The organism is Paraburkholderia diazotrophica, assembly GCF_038900755.1.
In the GTDB taxonomy this organism is placed as follows: Bacteria; Pseudomonadota; Gammaproteobacteria; order Burkholderiales; family Burkholderiaceae; genus Paraburkholderia; species Paraburkholderia diazotrophica_A.
Genome location: NZ_JBBPEN010000002.1, coordinates 422,398 through 437,844 on the forward strand (window position 1 = coordinate 422,398; position 15,447 = coordinate 437,844).

General features: G+C 63.9%; 13 protein-coding genes. 6 read left to right on the top strand and 7 right to left on the bottom strand.

The genetic code is table 11. From position 1 onward, the window contains the following. The first annotated feature begins 137 nt into the window (after window positions 1–137). Both AABE10_RS07200 and AABE10_RS07205 read left to right on the top strand, forming a co-directional pair. Window positions 138–503, top strand: coding sequence for a hypothetical protein (locus AABE10_RS07200; RefSeq protein ID WP_342932597.1), 366 nt, complete (start codon window positions 138–140; stop codon window positions 501–503). A gap of 142 nt (window positions 504–645) precedes the next feature. After that, window positions 646–2,265, top strand: coding sequence for a multicopper oxidase family protein (locus AABE10_RS07205; protein WP_342932598.1), 1,620 nt, complete (start codon window positions 646–648; stop codon window positions 2,263–2,265). A 93-nt stretch (window positions 2,266–2,358) separates the two neighbouring features. Here the strand turns inward: AABE10_RS07205 and cspD are convergent, their stop codons facing one another. Further along, window positions 2,359–2,565 (bottom strand): cold shock domain-containing protein CspD, encoded by a 207-nt coding sequence (cspD, locus tag AABE10_RS07210; protein WP_017776809.1) that lies wholly within the window; start codon window positions 2,563–2,565, stop codon window positions 2,359–2,361. Window positions 2,566–3,115: 550 nt separating this feature from the next. On the opposite strand from cspD, the gene clpS reads away from it, so the two are divergent. Both clpS and clpA read left to right on the top strand, forming a co-directional pair. Next, window positions 3,116–3,430: an ATP-dependent Clp protease adapter ClpS gene (gene clpS / locus AABE10_RS07215; RefSeq protein WP_012399982.1), complete on the top strand. Its 315-nt coding sequence runs from the start codon at window positions 3,116–3,118 to the stop codon at window positions 3,428–3,430. Next, window positions 3,427–5,727 (top strand): ATP-dependent Clp protease ATP-binding subunit ClpA, encoded by a 2,301-nt coding sequence (clpA, locus tag AABE10_RS07220; protein WP_090865711.1) that lies wholly within the window; start codon window positions 3,427–3,429, stop codon window positions 5,725–5,727. The genes clpS and clpA overlap by 4 nt, the downstream gene beginning before the upstream one ends. 139 nt (window positions 5,728–5,866) lie before the next feature. Here clpA and dut read toward each other — a convergent pair whose 3' ends face one another. The 6 genes from dut to AABE10_RS07250 all read right to left on the bottom strand — a co-directional run bounded on the left by dut (window position 5,867) and on the right by AABE10_RS07250 (window position 13,381). Then, window positions 5,867–6,313, bottom strand: a complete 447-nt coding sequence (dut, locus tag AABE10_RS07225; protein WP_342932599.1) for a dUTP diphosphatase — start codon at window positions 6,311–6,313, stop codon at window positions 5,867–5,869. Window positions 6,314–6,364: 51 nt separating this feature from the next. After that, window positions 6,365–7,369 carry an LLM class flavin-dependent oxidoreductase gene (locus tag AABE10_RS07230; RefSeq protein WP_342932600.1) on the bottom strand — a complete coding sequence of 335 codons (1,005 nt, stop codon included), beginning with the start codon at window positions 7,367–7,369 and terminating at the stop codon, window positions 6,365–6,367. A gap of 76 nt (window positions 7,370–7,445) precedes the next feature. Beyond that, on the bottom strand, window positions 7,446–8,657 hold the full coding sequence (gene coaBC, locus AABE10_RS07235) for a bifunctional phosphopantothenoylcysteine decarboxylase/phosphopantothenate--cysteine ligase CoaBC (protein ID WP_342932601.1): 1,212 nt from the start codon (window positions 8,655–8,657) through the stop codon (window positions 7,446–7,448). A gap of 177 nt (window positions 8,658–8,834) precedes the next feature. Further along, window positions 8,835–9,335 carry a signal peptidase II gene (lspA, locus tag AABE10_RS07240; protein WP_342932602.1) on the bottom strand — a complete coding sequence of 167 codons (501 nt, stop codon included), beginning with the start codon at window positions 9,333–9,335 and terminating at the stop codon, window positions 8,835–8,837. Continuing rightward, window positions 9,335–12,172: an isoleucine--tRNA ligase gene (ileS, locus tag AABE10_RS07245; protein ID WP_342932603.1), complete on the bottom strand. Its 2,838-nt coding sequence runs from the start codon at window positions 12,170–12,172 to the stop codon at window positions 9,335–9,337. Before ileS ends, lspA begins: the two co-directional genes overlap by 1 nt. Before the next feature lie 216 nt (window positions 12,173–12,388). Then, on the bottom strand, window positions 12,389–13,381 hold the full coding sequence (locus tag AABE10_RS07250) for a bifunctional riboflavin kinase/FAD synthetase (RefSeq protein ID WP_342932604.1): 993 nt from the start codon (window positions 13,379–13,381) through the stop codon (window positions 12,389–12,391). 118 nt (window positions 13,382–13,499) lie between these two features. On the opposite strand from AABE10_RS07250, the gene purN reads away from it, so the two are divergent. Both purN and AABE10_RS07260 read left to right on the top strand, forming a co-directional pair. Further along, window positions 13,500–14,165: a phosphoribosylglycinamide formyltransferase gene (gene purN / locus AABE10_RS07255; RefSeq protein ID WP_342932605.1), complete on the top strand. Its 666-nt coding sequence runs from the start codon at window positions 13,500–13,502 to the stop codon at window positions 14,163–14,165. Continuing rightward, complete coding sequence (locus tag AABE10_RS07260; protein ID WP_342932606.1) at window positions 14,162–15,421, top strand: RsmB/NOP family class I SAM-dependent RNA methyltransferase; 1,260 nt, start codon at window positions 14,162–14,164, stop codon at window positions 15,419–15,421. Before purN ends, AABE10_RS07260 begins: the two co-directional genes overlap by 4 nt. Window positions 15,422–15,447 lie beyond the last annotated feature (26 nt).

A 15,447-nucleotide genomic window follows, 5' to 3' on the forward strand; every position in this document is an offset into this window, starting at 1 on the left:
ACGCTTCGGCATCCTGCACGGACCCCGGCAAGCTCACGCTTGCCGGGGTTTTTCGTTCGGGCTTCCGTGATCGATGCAGCGGTCGCGCTGCGTTATGATCGAGTGATCCGCATTCCCGTATCCACCGATAGATACGCATGACCCTGCTTTCGCGCATCCTCATCGTGTTGACGCTCGCCCTGCTCCGCATGCAGGGTGCGTCCGCGTGCGAGCATGAGCATGCGTCGACGTCATTATCGCCGCGAGCGATGCGCATGCATGAACCGATGCGCGTCGTTGCAATGCATTGCGATGTCTCGATGCACACGACCGATGCCGTCTCGCCTTGCCGGCACGCGCACTCGCTCTGCTGCACGACGATGTGCGGCGTGCACTGCGGCGCGATGCTGTCGGGTGCGCACGTTTCCGTGCGCATGTCGTCGGCCCGTGTGCCGGTTCCTCGCAGCGACCCGGCGCGCGCCGGTGTCACGCGCGCGCCGCCTGTGCCGCCGCCGATCGTGTGACCGCTTCGTGTTGGCGCGCTTTTTCGTCGCGCGCAAAAACGCAGCTCGATGCGTGAGCGCACACCCGCTCGCAACTCGTCACACGATCCATGCGCGCTGCGAGCAATCCGATTGCCGCGCCGCATCAGCAAGGAAACGATCCATGATCCGCAGGGAATTTCTCGTCCGCACGTTGAGCGCCGCCGTTGCTTCGCTCTTCGCGCGCGACGTTTTCGCACAGCACTCGATGCACGACATGTCCGGCATGGGCGATATGAAAGACATGCCCGGCATGTCGCCGGATCACGCGGCGCATTCTCGCGCCGCGTCGTCGGCGGGCGATCTCGCGCCCGAAACGGCGCTGCCCGCGGGCGCGCCACTTGCCGCGTTCCGCAAGCTCGCAAACGAGAGCAGCGAGCCGGGCGTGTTTCGCGCGACGCTCGTCGCGCAGCCTGTGCGCCGGCAGTTGATGCCGGGCCATTCCACCGCGCTGTGGCTATACGGCGATGCGGCGCAAGGCTCGATCGTCGGTCCGCTGATCGACGTGCGTGAAGGCGACACCGTCGAAATCCGCTTCGTCAACCGCTTGCCGCAGCCTTCGACGATTCACTGGCACGGATTGCCCGTGCCGCCCGATCAGGACGGCAATCCGACGAACCCCGTCGCGCCTGGCGCGACGCACGTCTATCGCTTCACGCTGCCGCGCGGCAGCGCGGGCACGTACTGGTATCACCCGCATCCGCACATGATGACGGCGGAGCAGGTGTTTCGCGGACTGGCCGGGCCGATCATCGTGCGCGCCGGCGACGACCCGCTCGCGGCATTTCCGGAACGGCATCTGTTCTTCTCGGACCTGAAGCTCGCGAGCGACGTGTCCATCGCGCCGAACGACATGATGGACTGGATGAACGGTCGCGAAGGCCAGTTCATTCTGGTGAACGGCGCGCGGCGTCCGCGTCTCACCGTTGAGCAGGACGAACGCTGGCGTTTGTGGAACGGATGCAGCGCCCGCTATCTGAGATTGTCGCTCGGCGGCGAACAGACTTTCGCGCAGGTCGGCACGGACGGCGGTCTGCTCGACAAGCCGCGCGACGGTCTGACGGAGTTGTTGCTCGCGCCCGGCGAGCGCGCGGAGATTGTCGTGCGCGCAGGTGCGCAGCCGTCGACGGCGGTTCTCACCGCTGCCGTCTATGACCGTCGCAAGATGACAATGACGGAAGGCCATAGCCTGCCCGCCGATCCGGCGAAAGCGCTCGCCGATGTCCGCTTCGAGCCGGGCCCGTCGGCGGCGCGCGCTGTGCCTTCGACGCTGCGTCCCATCGCTCCGCTGTTGTCATCGCCTGATACGGCAGCGAACAAAGCGCCGCGCAAATCCGTCGTCTTCACCGAAGCGATGGACATGCAGTCGATGCACCGTCCGGGCGCGATGATGTCGGCGCTGCCGCCCGGCATGAAGTTCATGATCAACGGCTCGACATTCGATCCATCGCGCATCGCGCTAACCAGCCGGGCGGGAGAGGTCGAAGTGTGGTCGATCGAAAACCGCACCGACATGGATCATCCGTTCCATCTGCATGGCACGCAGTTCCAGGTCATCGAGCGCGAGCAAGCGGGCGCGAAGACAGACGAGCCGTATCTCGCATGGCGGGATACCGTCAACGTTCGGCGGGGAGAGACGGTGCGCATCGCCACCGTTCAGCGCGACGCGGGCGAGCGGATGTTCCACTGCCACATTCTGGAGCATGAGGATCTCGGCATGATGGCGACCCTCAAGGTCGTCTGATTGCGGCCGTAGATACCGATAGCGGCGCGGACTGCGCAGAAACGAAAAAACCCGGCGTGACGCCGGGTTTTCAAGGGTGCGGAACCGAACGTATCAGGCTGCGGCCTGAATGTTCGATGCCTGCTTGCCCTTCGGGCCTTGAACGACCTCGAAGCTGACTTTCTGGCCTTCCTTGAGGGTCTTGAAACCGTTCATCTGGATAGCCGAAAAGTGTGCAAACAGATCCTCACCGCCTTCGTCGGGCGTAATGAATCCGAAACCCTTTGCGTCGTTGAACCACTTGACCGTACCAGTTGCCATACCAACTTCCCCTGTAACTCAAAAGCTGCCACGAGCCCTCGAAAAGCTCAACGACCGCGGGATGCAGTCGCCCCTCCTCACAAGCTCACCAACGGCATTTTTTCGTATAGACCACTTATTGAAAAAAGTGCCAGCTTGATTGTTGAGTCTCTTTAATCGAGTGTCAAGAAAATTTTGAGACGCTGAATTCTCCGTTGTAAAGAACCAATTTCCAGGGTTTTTACCGCTTTGCATGTGTGCGGTGGCGCAAGCGGGGCATCTTGAAAAGTCGCATAATCAACGCACATGCTGTTATGCGGGGAGAGGCCGGCGTCGACCGGCCGGGCCGTCAGCCTGCTGGCCCGGGTTGTGCGATACTCAATCCGACCGAAGTCATTACGCTGCAACACAGATGTATATCGAATATTTCGGAGGGCCGCGACCGCAATCGGCCCGGCGCAAAGCGCACCCACGAGAGGCCGCTCCAACGGGCCGGAGGGAACTGATGTCCGACCAGCCGGTCGGGTTTTGACAGGATTGCGGGCCTGTCCGAGTTGTTTAGAATGGGTGTATGGCGATTATCCCGGACAAGCAGGACAACACCGTACTGGAGCGGCAGGAACAAAAGCTGAAACCGCCTGCCATGTTCAAGGTGGTGCTGTTGAATGACGATTTCACGCCGATGGAATTCGTCGTGATGATCGTGCAGGAATATTTCAATAAGGATCGCGAGACCGCGACACAAATCATGTTGAAGGTCCATCGCGAGGGCAGGGGAGTTTGTGGGGTCTACACGCGGGACATCGCGTCGACCAAAGTCGAGCAAGTCGTTACCCACGCACGGCAGGCCGGGCATCCGCTGCAGTGTGTGATGGAGGAAGCATGATTGCCCAGGAACTGGAAGTCAGCCTGCACATGGCGTTCATGGAAGCGCGCCAGGCGCGGCATGAGTTCATTACGGTCGAACATCTTTTGCTGGCGCTGTTGGACAACCCGACGGCGGCCGAAGTGCTGCGCGCGTGCGCGGCCAACATCGAAGACCTGCGTCAGAACCTGCGCAACTTCATTCACGACAATACGCCGACCGTTCCGGGCACCGACGATGTCGATACTCAGCCTACGCTGGGTTTCCAGCGCGTGATTCAGCGCGCGATCATGCACGTCCAGTCCACGTCGAACGGCAAGAAGGAAGTGACGGGCGCGAACGTGCTCGTCGCGATTTTCGGAGAGAAGGACTCGCACGCGGTCTACTACCTGCAACAACAGGGCGTCACGCGTCTGGACGTCGTCAATTTCATTTCGCACGGCATCGCGAAGACGAACAGCTCGGAAGCCGCGAAGTCGACCGACGCAAGCGCCGAATCGGACGAAGCCGCTGCGCAGAAGGAAACGCCGCTCGCACAGTTCACGCAGAACCTGAACCAGATGGCGAAGGACGGCCGCATCGATCCGCTGATCGGACGCGAAGCGGAAGTCGAGCGCGTCGTGCAGGTGCTGTGCCGCCGCCGCAAGAACAATCCGTTGCTGGTCGGCGAGGCGGGCGTCGGCAAGACCGCGATCGCCGAGGGTCTCGCGTGGCGCATCACGCGTGGCGAAGTGCCGGACATTCTGGTCGACGCGCAGGTCTACTCGCTCGACATGGGCGCGTTGCTCGCGGGCACCAAGTATCGTGGCGACTTCGAACAACGTTTGAAGACGGTCCTGAAGGAACTGAAGGAGCGTCCGAACGCCATTCTGTTCATCGACGAAATTCATACGCTGATCGGCGCGGGCGCTGCATCGGGCGGCACGCTGGACGCGTCGAATCTGCTGAAGCCGGCGCTGTCGTCGGGCACGTTGAAGTGCATCGGCGCGACGACGTTCACCGAATTCCGCGGCATCTTCGAAAAGGACGCAGCGCTGTCGCGTCGTTTCCAGAAGATCGACGTGACCGAGCCGACCGTCGAGCAGACGGTGGCGATCCTGCGCGGCCTGAAGTCTCGCTTCGAAGAGCACCACGGCGTGAAGTATTCGTCGGGTGCGCTGTCGGCGGCGGCTGAGCTGTCGGCGCGCTTCATTACGGATCGTCATCTGCCCGACAAGGCAATCGACGTGATCGACGAAGCGGGCGCGGCGCAACGCATCCTGCCGAAGTCGAAGCAGAAGAAGACGATCGGCAAGAGCGAGATCGAGGAAATCATCTCGAAGATCGCGCGCGTGCCGGCGCAAAGCGTGTCGCAGGACGATCGCAGCAAGCTGCAGACGCTCGATCGCGATCTGAAGGCCGTCGTGTTCGGCCAGGACCCCGCCATCGACGCGCTCAGCGCTTCGATCAAGATGGCGCGCGCGGGCCTCGGCAAGACCGACAAGCCGATCGGCGCGTTCCTGTTTTCCGGCCCCACGGGCGTCGGCAAGACGGAAGTGGCGCGGCAACTCGCGTTCACGCTGGGCATCGAGCTGATCCGCTTCGACATGTCGGAGTACATGGAGCGTCACGCGGTGAGCCGTCTGATCGGCGCGCCGCCGGGATACGTCGGTTTCGACCAGGGCGGCCTGCTGACGGAAGCCGTGACGAAGAAGCCGCATTGCGTGCTGCTGCTCGACGAAATCGAGAAGGCGCATCCGGACATCTTCAACGTGCTGCTGCAGGTGATGGACCACGGCACGCTGACGGACAACAACGGACGCAAGGCCGATTTCCGCAACGTCATCATCATCATGACGACGAATGCGGGCGCCGAATCGATGCAGAAGTCGACGATCGGTTTCACGACGCGCCGCGAAACGGGCGACGAAATGGTCGACATCAAGCGCATGTTCACGCCGGAGTTCCGCAACCGTCTGGATGCGACGATCAGCTTCCGCTCGCTCGATGAAGAAATCATCATGCGCGTGGTCGACAAGTTCCTGATGCAGCTCGAAGACCAGTTGCACGAGAAGAAGGTCGACGCGCTCTTCACCGACTCGCTGCGCAAGCATCTCGCGAAGCACGGTTTCGATCCGCTGATGGGCGCGCGTCCGATGCAGCGTCTGATCCAGGACACGATCCGCCGCGCGCTCGCCGACGAACTGCTGTTCGGCAAGCTGATGAACGGCGGCCGCGTGACGGTCGACGTCGACGCGGACGACAAGGTTCAGCTGACGTTCGACGAGAATTCGGCGCCGCCGCGCAATCCGAATCCGGAAGCGGTGGAAGTGGACTGAGCGTCAGTCGCTCCGCAGATCTGAAGCAAAAACAAAACGGCGTGGGTTTTTCGACCCACGCCGTTTTTATTTCGTGCGCGTCAAACGCATCGCATGCATCGAACGAATTGAACGAATTGAACCGAAGACGGGCAATGCCTCAGTGCTTGCCGGTGCTGCCGAAGCCGCCTTCACCGCGCTCGCTCGATTCGAACTCGTCGACGATATTGAATTCGGCTTGCACGACCGGGACGATCACCAGTTGCGCGAGACGCTCCATCGGATTAAGCGTAAAGGTGGTCGTGCCGCGGTTCCACGTCGAGATCATCAACTGGCCTTGATAATCCGAGTCGATCAGGCCGACCAGGTTGCCGAGCACGATGCCGTGCTTGTGGCCGAGACCCGAGCGCGGCAGGATCAGCGCCGCATAGCCGGGATCGCCGACATGGATCGCGAGGCCCGTCGGCACGAGCGCCGTTTGTCCGGGCTCGAGCGTTAGCGGCGCTTCGAGGCAGGCGCGCAGGTCGAGGCCCGCGCTGCCCGTCGTCGCGTAGGCGGGGAGTTGTTCGCGCATGCGCGGATCGAGAATCTTCAGGTCGAGTTTCATGCAGTTCGGTGAGAGGTTGAAAAAGTAGCATCCGTTGATTCGAATGTCTTTCTACGACTTGCCGAGTTCGAACGCCTCGGCGAGCAGTTCATATGAGCGCAGGCGCGCGCGATAGCTGCCCGCGACAGTGAGCACGATCAGTTCGTCCGCGTCGAACTGTTCCTGCAACGCATGCAGCCGTGCTGTCACCGACTCAGGCGTGCCGATGATGCTGCGCGGCTTTTCCCTGTCGATGACCAGCAGTTCGCGCTCGCCGTATTCCTGCGCGAGCCCCTGTTCGATCGACGGAATCGGCGCGTTGAGACCGTACGCCATTTGCACGCGGCGCAGATCGACGGCCTTTTCGAGGTCGGCGGCTTCGCGTTCGGTGTCCGCGCAGATCACGAACACAGCGGCCGCGAAATACGGCTTCTGCTCCTGACCAGGCTTGAAACGCTCGCGATACGCCTGCGCGACGGCATGTCCAAAATGCGCATTGATGAAGTGCGCGAACGAGAAACGAATGCCGAGCTGCGCGGCCAGCAGGCCGCCGAAATCGCTTGAACCGAGCACCCACAGTTGCGGGCGCGTTTCGACGTGCGGCTGCAGCAGCACGCCATAGGCGAGATGATCGGAAGGCAGCGTGCCGTCCATCATTGCGACGAGATCGGCGACCTGCTGCGCAAACTGTTCGCCGCGATTGTAGGCGCCCGCCGCGACAGCCTGCGCGGTGCGCATGTCGCCGCCCGGCGCGCGTCCGACGCCCAGATCGACGCGGTTCGGAAACAGCGCTTCGAGCATCATGAACTGCTCGGCGACCTTGAACGGGCTGTAGTACGGCAGCATGATGCCGCCCGAGCCGATCCGGATGCGCTTCGTCACGCTGCCGAGCCGCGCGAGCATCACTTCCGGGCACGGGTTCGATACGCCGGAAAGCCCGTGATGTTCGGCGCACCAGTAGCGCGTGTAGCCGAGATCGTCGGCGAGTTGCGCGAGTTCGACCGTCGCGGCAATCGCGTCGGACACCGTATGCCCGTCGATAACGGGCGTCTGGTCGAGCACGGAGAGCAGGGTCATGTCAGCACCATGGCATTGGCTGAGGGATCGTATTCGAGCGTGACCATTCGCGATGATGCGATGAGCGCGGCGACGCTCAGGCGATCACGCTCGCATCCGGCAGGCGCTTGGCTATTTCCACGATCAACGCGCGCGCGAGCGTCTGCTTGTCCGCGCGCGGAAGCCGCGTGATGCCCGCGGCCTCGAAAAGCACGACTTCGTTGTCATCGAGCCCGAACGTCTGCGGGCCGAGATTGCCGATCAGAAGCGGCACGTTCTTGCGCTTGCGCTTTTCTTCGCCATGCGTGTCGAGATCGCCGCTTTCCGCCGCAAAGCCGACGCAGAACGGCGGACGCGGCAGTTTCGCGACCGACGCCAGAATGTCTGGATTCTCGACGAAAGAGAACGACGGGATCGCACGATCGGCGGTCTTCTTGATCTTGTGATCGGCGACATGATCGACGCGCCAGTCCGCGACGGCCGCCACGCCGATGAAGATGTCGCAGTCGGGCGCGGCACGCATCACGGCGTCGTGCATCTGCTGCGCGGTCTGCACGTCCTCGCGATAGACGCCCCACGGCGTCTCCAGGCCAACAGGCCCGGCGACGAGATGCACGTCCGCGCCCGCCTGTTGCGCCGCGCGCGCGAGCGCGAAGCCCATCTTGCCGCTCGAACGGTTCGTGATGCCGCGCACGGGATCGATCGGCTCGAACGTCGGACCGGCCGTCAGCAGCACGCGGCGGCCTGCCAGTATCTTCTGCGTGAAGAACGACGCAATCGCTTCATAGACGGCTTCCGGTTCGAGCATGCGTCCGTCGCCGACTTCGCCGCACGCCTGCGCGCCCGAATCCGGTCCGAGCAGCTCGATGCCGTCCGCGCGCAGTTGCGCGACGTTGCGCTGCGTGGCGGGATTCATCCACATCTGACGGTTCATCGCGGGCACCACGAGGAGCGGACAGTCGCGCGCGATGCAAAGTGTGGACAGGAGGTCGTCGCACAGGCCGTTTGCGAGCTTGGCGAGAAAATCGGTGGAGGCGGGGGCAATCACGATCGCGTCTGCTTCGCGCGACAGATCGATGTGCGGCATGTTGTTCGGAATGCGCGCGTCCCACTGGCTCGTATACACGGGGCGGCCCGACAGCGCCTGCATCGTGACGGGGGTGATGAACTGCGTCGCTGCGTCCGTCATCGCGACCTGGATGGTCGCGCCGGCCTTGATCAGAAGGCGCGTGAGTTCAGCGATCTTGTAGCAGGCGATCCCGCCTGTCATGCCGAGGACGATGTGTTTTCCGGCGAGTTCTGTGGCCAACTGATGCCTCCGACAAGACGTGATGACCGACGCATCGGTGAAGCGCGCCGGCTTCGTAGTGCAAGACTGCTGCCTGATCGCGAGCGGCAGGGCTTGTGTTTTTGCCGAGGCTCGCGCGCTGCGTGCGGCCGGAGCTCGTCCGCGCGCAGCCTGTTGTTGTTCAGTCGAACGTCGTGCTCAGCGCGCGCCGCGCACGCGCCGCAGTTCGTCGAACACGAGCAGCGCCGCGCCGATCGTGATCGCGCTGTCCGCGAGATTGAACGCCGGCCAGTGCCACGTGCCGACATGGAAATCGAGGAAGTCGATCACATGGCCGTACAGCAGACGGTCGATCACGTTGCCGATCGCGCCGCCCATGATCAGCGCGAGCGCCGTGCAGAACAGCTTCTGCGTGCCGTGGCGCTTGAGCAGATAGCAGATCAGCAACGCCGCCGCGACGCCCAGCGCGGTGAATGCCCAGCGCTGCCAGCCGCCCGCCATTGCGAGAAAGCTGAACGCAGCGCCGCGGTTGTAGACGAGCACGAGGTTGAAGAACGGCGCGATCACGTGCGACGAGCCGTATGCAAACACCTTCGCGACCGCGATCTTCGTCAACTGGTCGAACAGGATCACGATGACCGCGACGCCCAGCCACGGCGCGAGCGAACCGCCCGTCGATTTCGACAGCGTTCTGGACATTATGCCGCGCTCCTCGTTTCGCCGTTGCCGAACAGATTGCTGATGCAGCGGCCGCACAGCGTCGGATGCTCGGCGTTTTCGCCCACGTCCTTGCGGTAGTGCCAGCAGCGCTCGCACTTCAGGTACTTCGACGTGATCACGTCGACGCCTTCTTCCGCTTCGCTGTTGACCTTCACGACCGTCGCGCCCGACGTGATCAGCACGAATTTCAGATCGGCGCCGAGGCTGGCGAGCGCATCGTGACGCGCGCCGCTCGCGCGGATTTCGACTTCCGCCTGCAGCGACGAGCCGATCTGGTTCGCGACGCGCGCTTCTTCCAGCGCCTTCGTCACGTCGCTGCGCACCGAGCGCAGCAGCGTCCACTTGTCGAGCAGCGCTGGCGCGTCCGGCACTTCCGGATACGCGTGGTAAGTCTCGGTGAAGATGGTTTCGCTTTGCGGCTGGAAGACCTTCCACGCTTCTTCGGCCGTGAACGACAGGAACGGCGCCATCAGACGCAGCAGCCCCTGCGCGATGTGATACAGCGCGGTTTGCGCCGAACGGCGCGCATTCGAATCGGGCGCGGTCGTGTACAGGCGGTCCTTCAGCACATCGAGATAAAAGCCGCCGAGGTCTTCCGAGCAGAACGTCTGCAGCTTCGCGACGACCGGGTGGAACTCGTACCTGTCGTAGTGCGAGAGGATGTCGGCTTGCAGACTGGCCGTCAGCGCAACCGCGTAACGGTCGATTTCGAGCCACTCGTCGACGGGCCGCGCGTGCTTCCCGAAGTCGAAGTCCGACAGGTTCGCGAGCAGAAAGCGCAGCGTGTTGCGGATGCGTCGATAGCTTTCCGTCACGCGCTTGAGAATCTCTTCGGAGATCGCCAGTTCGCCCGAGTAGTCGGTCGACGCGATCCACAGACGGATGATTTCCGCGCCCAGCCGGTTCGCGACTTCGTGCGGATCGATGCCGTTGCCGAGCGACTTCGACATCTTGCGGCCTTCGCCGTCGACGGTGAAGCCGTGCGTGAGCAGCGCGTTGTACGGCGGGCGGCCGTCGAGCATCGACGCCGTCAGCAGCGACGAGTGGAACCAGCCGCGATGCTGGTCCGAGCCTTCGAGGTAGAGATCTGCCGGGAATTGCAGATCGTCCTTGTGCGAACCGCGCAGCACGTGCCAGTGCGTCGTGCCCGAATCGAACCACACGTCGAGCGTGTCGCGGTTCTTTTCGTACATGTTCGCGTCGTCGCCGATCAGCTCGCGCGGGTCGAGCGTCTGCCACGCCTCGATGCCCGACACTTCCACGCGCTTCGCGACTTCTTCGAGCAGCTCCGGCGTGCGCGGATGCAGTTCGCCCGTTTCCTTGTGGACGAAGAACGCCATCGGCACGCCCCATTGGCGCTGGCGCGACAGCGTCCAGTCGGGACGGTTCGCGATCATCGCGAAGAGGCGCTGCTTGCCCCACGACGGATAGAACGCCGTCGCTTCAATGCCTTCCAGCGCGGTTTCGCGCAGCGTCTTGTCGCCGTCGTTCGGCTTGATGTCCATGCCGGCGAACCACTGCGACGTCGCGCGATAAATGATCGGCGTCTTGTGGCGCCAGCAGTGCATGTAGCTGTGCACGTACTTTTCCGTGCGCAGCAGCGTGCCTGCTTCATCGAGCGCTTCGACGATCTTCGGATTCGCCGCCCAGATCGACAGGCCGCCGAACAGCGCGAGCGATTCGATGTAGCGGCCGTCGCCCATCACCGGGTTGATGATGTCCGAGTCGGCCATCCCGTGTGACTTGCACGAAACGAAGTCCTCGACGCCGTACGCCGGCGACGAGTGCACGATGCCCGTGCCCGTTTCCGTCGTTACGTACTCGCCGAGATACACGGGCGACGTGCGCTTGTAACCGGGGTGCGCGGACGCGAGCGGGTGCGTGAAGCGCACGTTCGCGAACTTCGCGCCGGGCGCCGTTGCGATCACGCGGCCTTCGAAGCCATACGTCTTCAGGCATGCCTCGACGCGTTCCTCAGCGAGGATCAGCAGGCCGCGCGGCGTATCGACGAGCGCGTACGTGATTTCCGGATGCACGTTGAGCGCCTGGTTGGCGGGGATCGTCCAGGGCGTCGTCGTCCAGATGACGATGCCGCCTTCGTCGCGCGGCAGCGACGCGAGGCCGAACGCCTGCGCCGTCTTGTCCGGTTCGGCGAACGGGAACAGCACGTCGATGGTCGGATCGGTCTTGTCCTTGTACTCGACTTCGGCTTCCGCCAGCGCCGAGCCGCAATCGAAGCACCAGTTCACCGGCTTCAGGCCGCGGAACACATAGCCCTTTTCCATGATCTTCGCGAGGGCGCGAATCTCGCCGGCTTCGTTCGCGAAGTTCATCGTCCTATACGGATTGTCCCAGTCGCCGAGCACGCCCAGACGGCGGAAGCCGGCCTTCTGCTTCTCGATCTGCTCGGTCGCGTAAGCGCGCGCCTTCTGCATCACTTCGGCGGCGGGCAGCGACTTGCCGAACTGCTTTTCGATCTGGATCTCGATCGGCATGCCGTGGCAGTCCCAGCCCGGCACGTAGACGGCGTCGAAGCCCGCCATGTTGCGCGCCTTGACGATCATGTCCTTCAGGATCTTGTTCACTGCGTGGCCGAGGTGGATGTCGCCGTTCGCATACGGCGGGCCGTCGTGCAGCACGAACTTCTCTCTGCCCTTGCTGGCGGCGCGGATCTTCTCGTAGACCTTGCCTTCCTGCCAGTCCTTGACCCATTGCGGCTCGCGCTTGGGCAGATCGCCGCGCATCGGGAAGGGCGTGTCCAGCAGGTTGACGGGATACCGGGCCTGCGGTTTCGAATCGGCTTTCTTGTTGCTCATGGTGACGTAGCGGTGAATACGGTGTTAGGGCGCGGCATGCGCGAAAGGCCTCAATGGCGCCGGGCGCGGCGTGTTGCAATGCGCCCGGCGTCGCGCACGACGCGGGGGCCATTGCATTGCACTTTGCTGTCGAAGCTTCGTGCTGCGCGCGGCGCCCCTCGATGCGCGGTGGACGGTACGTGCGTCACGCGATGTGTCTCGCACGTACCGCGTCGGTCATCTAATTCGATCAGTGGCCGATGTGGCGAAACCCGTGGAACGGCTGCCGGGCGCATCGCCGATTGCTTCGAACCACGCGCGTGCATGGGTGACGTCGCGCGCGATCGCGGCCGTCAGAGTTTCGAGGTCGACGAATTTTTCCTCGTCGCGCAGCTTCTTCAGAAACTCGACGCGCACCAGCTTGCGGTACGCATCGCCGTGCCAGTCGAGCAGATGCACTTCGAGCAGCACGCGGCCGGAATCGTCGACGGTCGGACGCAAGCCGAGGCTCGCGACGCCCGGCAACGGCTTGTCTTCGATGCCATGAACGCGCACGATGAAAATGCCTGACAGCGCAGGACGCTTGTGCGCGATCGGCAGATTCAGCGTGGGAAAACCGAGGTCGCGGCCGAGCTTCAGTCCGTGCACGACGTGGCCGCTGATCAGATAGTCGCGGCCGAGCGCGGCGCGCGCCGCGTCGAGGTCGCCCGACACCAGCGACGCGCGCACGCCGGAACTCGAAATGCGTGCGCCGGACGGATCGGCGACGGTCGCCATCTGCTCGACCTCGAAGCCGTGTTGCTCGCCTGCGGCCTTGAGCGACGCGAAATCGCCGGCACGCTTCGCGCCATAGCGGAAGTCGTCGCCGATCATCACCCAGCGCGCGTGCAGCCCGTTGACGATGATCCTTTCGACGAACGCATCCGGCGACTGGCTCGCGAATGTGTGGTTGAAATGCTCGACGACCACGCGGTCGACGCCGTTCATGCGCAGCGCTTCGAGCTTGTCGCGCAGCATCGCGATGCGCGGCGGCGCGCTCGCGGGATTGAAGAACTCGCGCGGGTGCGGCTCGAAGGTCATCACGCAGACGGGCAGGCCGCGCGCGTCCGCGGCCGCGCGGACACGGGCGAGCAATGCCTGATGCCCGCGGTGGACACCGTCGAAATTACCGATGGTCAGCGCGCAAGGCGCACGGCTCTCGGCATTGGGAAGACCGCGAAAGACTCTCACAATAGCGGGCGATGGGATTTGAGCGGGCGGATGCCGCAAAACAATCCATTATAAACGCACAGGGCCGTACACGGCGCCGCGGCGCGGATTGGCGGTTGCCGAATGATAAAATCCGCGGATGAAAAATCTCGTCATTCTGATTTCCGGACGGGGCAGCAACATGGAAGCCATCGTACGCGCGTGCGCGAGCGAAGGCTGGCCGGCGCAAGTCGCCGCCGTGATTGCCAACCGCCCAGACGCCGCCGGGCTTGCGTTCGCGGCGTCGCAAGGCATTGCGACGGTGGTCGTCGACCACCGCCAGTTTCCCGAACGCGAAACCTTCGACGCGGCGCTCGCGCGCGAAATCGACAGTTTCGAACCCGATCTCGTCGTGCTCGCCGGCTTCATGCGCGTGCTGACGAACGGTTTCGTCGATCGTTATGCGGGCCGCATGCTCAACGTGCATCCGTCGCTGCTGCCTAGCTTTCCGGGCCTCAGGACGCATCAGCAGGCGCTCGACGCCGGCGTGCGGCTGCACGGCGCATCGGTGCATTTCGTTACCTCGCAGCTGGATCATGGGCCGATCGTCGTGCAATCGGCTGTGCCCGTGCGTGCCGGCGACGACGCCGCGTCGCTCGCGGCGCGCGTGCTGGAAACCGAGCACGTGATCTATCCGCGCGCGGTGCGCTGGTTCGTCGAAGGGCGCATCGCGCTCGACGGCCTGCGCGTCACGGTGACGCCGCCGGAGCCTCAGTGGCTCTTCGTTGACACAGCAAGCCAGAACGCTGCCGGGGAGGCTGCATGAGACTGCATGGATTTCTGATCGGACAAACCGAGACGCTGCTCGCGGACGTTCTTAAGTTCACCGGGCCCGCGGACGCGGCGACCAGCCGGTTTTTTCGCGCACATCCGAAGCTCGGCCACGGCGAGCGAGGCGTAATCGCGGAAGCGGTGTTTGCGGTGCTGCGTCGGCGCATGGAATTCGCGCATCTGGCGGAAAGCGGAACCGGCAGTCCTAACCGGCGTCTCGCGCTGCTCGGACTGATGCAGACGGCGGGCCGCACGGCGCTGAAGCCGTTCGTCTCCGACGCGGAAGGCGCCTGGCTGGAGCATGTGTCGAAGGTCGATCCGCAAAGCCTGCCGCTGCGCACGCGTCTGAACCTGCCGGACTGGATCTGCCACGCGCTCGGCGCGCGGTTCGAAGCGGAGGAGCTCTCGCGTCTGGCCGCTGCGCTGAACTATCCGGCGCCGCTGGACCTGCGCGCGAATCCGATCAAGGCCAGCCGCGACGAAGTGCTGGACGCATTGTCGAAGGCGGGTATCGAGGCGGGCGCGACGCCCTATGCGCCGCTCGGCGTGCGCGTGGTCGGCAAGCCGCCGCTGTCGAAGCTCGACGCGTTCCAGAACGGCTGGCTCGAAGTGCAGGACGAGGGCAGCCAGCTGCTGTGCGCGCTCGTGGCGCCCAAGCGCGGCGAGATGGTCGTCGACTTCTGCGCGGGCGCGGGCGGCAAGACGCTGGCGCTCGGCGCGATGATGCGATCGACGGGCCGCCTCTATGCATTCGACATTTCTGACCGCCGCCTCGCCAAGCTCAAGCCACGCCTTGCGCGCAGCGGCCTGTCGAACGTGAACCCCGTGCTGATCGACAGCGAGCACGACGCGAAGATCAAGCGCCTTGCGGGCAAGATCGACCGCGTGCTGGTCGATGCACCGTGCAGCGGTCTCGGCACGTTGCGGCGCAATCCCGATCTGAAGTGGCGCCAGTCGCCGGAATCGATCGCCGAGCTGACGCCGAAGCAGTTGTCGATCCTGACGAGCGCCGCGCGTCTCGTGAAGAAGGGCGGGCGGCTCGTCTATGCGACGTGCAGCATTCTCGAAGCGGAAAACGAAGGCGTCGTGCAGCGGTTTCTCGCCGATCATCCCGATTTCGAGCTGGTGCCCGCGCGCGACGTGCTCGCCGAGCAGCGTATCGATCTCGAAATGGGCGACTTTCTTTCGCTGTGGCCGCACCGTCATTCGACGGATGGCTTCTTCGCCGCCGTGCTGGAGCGCCGCGGGTAAGGCCGGCCGCGCGACCGGCCAGGGCT

What these genes read in the sequence shown, in the direction of transcription:
- AABE10_RS07230 (WP_342932600.1), bottom strand. Translation starts at nt 7,369, where the DNA reads ATGACCCTGCTCTCCGTGCTCGACCAGACGCCCGTTATCGACGGGCAT.
- cspD (WP_017776809.1), bottom strand. Translation starts at nt 2,565, where the DNA reads ATGGCAACTGGTACGGTCAAGTGGTTCAACGACGCAAAGGGTTTCGGA.
- clpS (WP_012399982.1), top strand. Translation starts at nt 3,116, where the DNA reads ATGGCGATTATCCCGGACAAGCAGGACAACACCGTACTGGAGCGGCAG.
- AABE10_RS07205 (WP_342932598.1), top strand. Translation starts at nt 646, where the DNA reads ATGATCCGCAGGGAATTTCTCGTCCGCACGTTGAGCGCCGCCGTTGCT.
- clpA (WP_090865711.1), top strand. Translation starts at nt 3,427, where the DNA reads ATGATTGCCCAGGAACTGGAAGTCAGCCTGCACATGGCGTTCATGGAA.
- purN (WP_342932605.1), top strand. Translation starts at nt 13,500, where the DNA reads ATGAAAAATCTCGTCATTCTGATTTCCGGACGGGGCAGCAACATGGAA.
- ileS (WP_342932603.1), bottom strand. Translation starts at nt 12,172, where the DNA reads ATGAGCAACAAGAAAGCCGATTCGAAACCGCAGGCCCGGTATCCCGTC.
- dut (WP_342932599.1), bottom strand. Translation starts at nt 6,313, where the DNA reads ATGAAACTCGACCTGAAGATTCTCGATCCGCGCATGCGCGAACAACTC.
- lspA (WP_342932602.1), bottom strand. Translation starts at nt 9,335, where the DNA reads ATGTCCAGAACGCTGTCGAAATCGACGGGCGGTTCGCTCGCGCCGTGG.
- AABE10_RS07260 (WP_342932606.1), top strand. Translation starts at nt 14,162, where the DNA reads ATGAGACTGCATGGATTTCTGATCGGACAAACCGAGACGCTGCTCGCG.
- AABE10_RS07200 (WP_342932597.1), top strand. Translation starts at nt 138, where the DNA reads ATGACCCTGCTTTCGCGCATCCTCATCGTGTTGACGCTCGCCCTGCTC.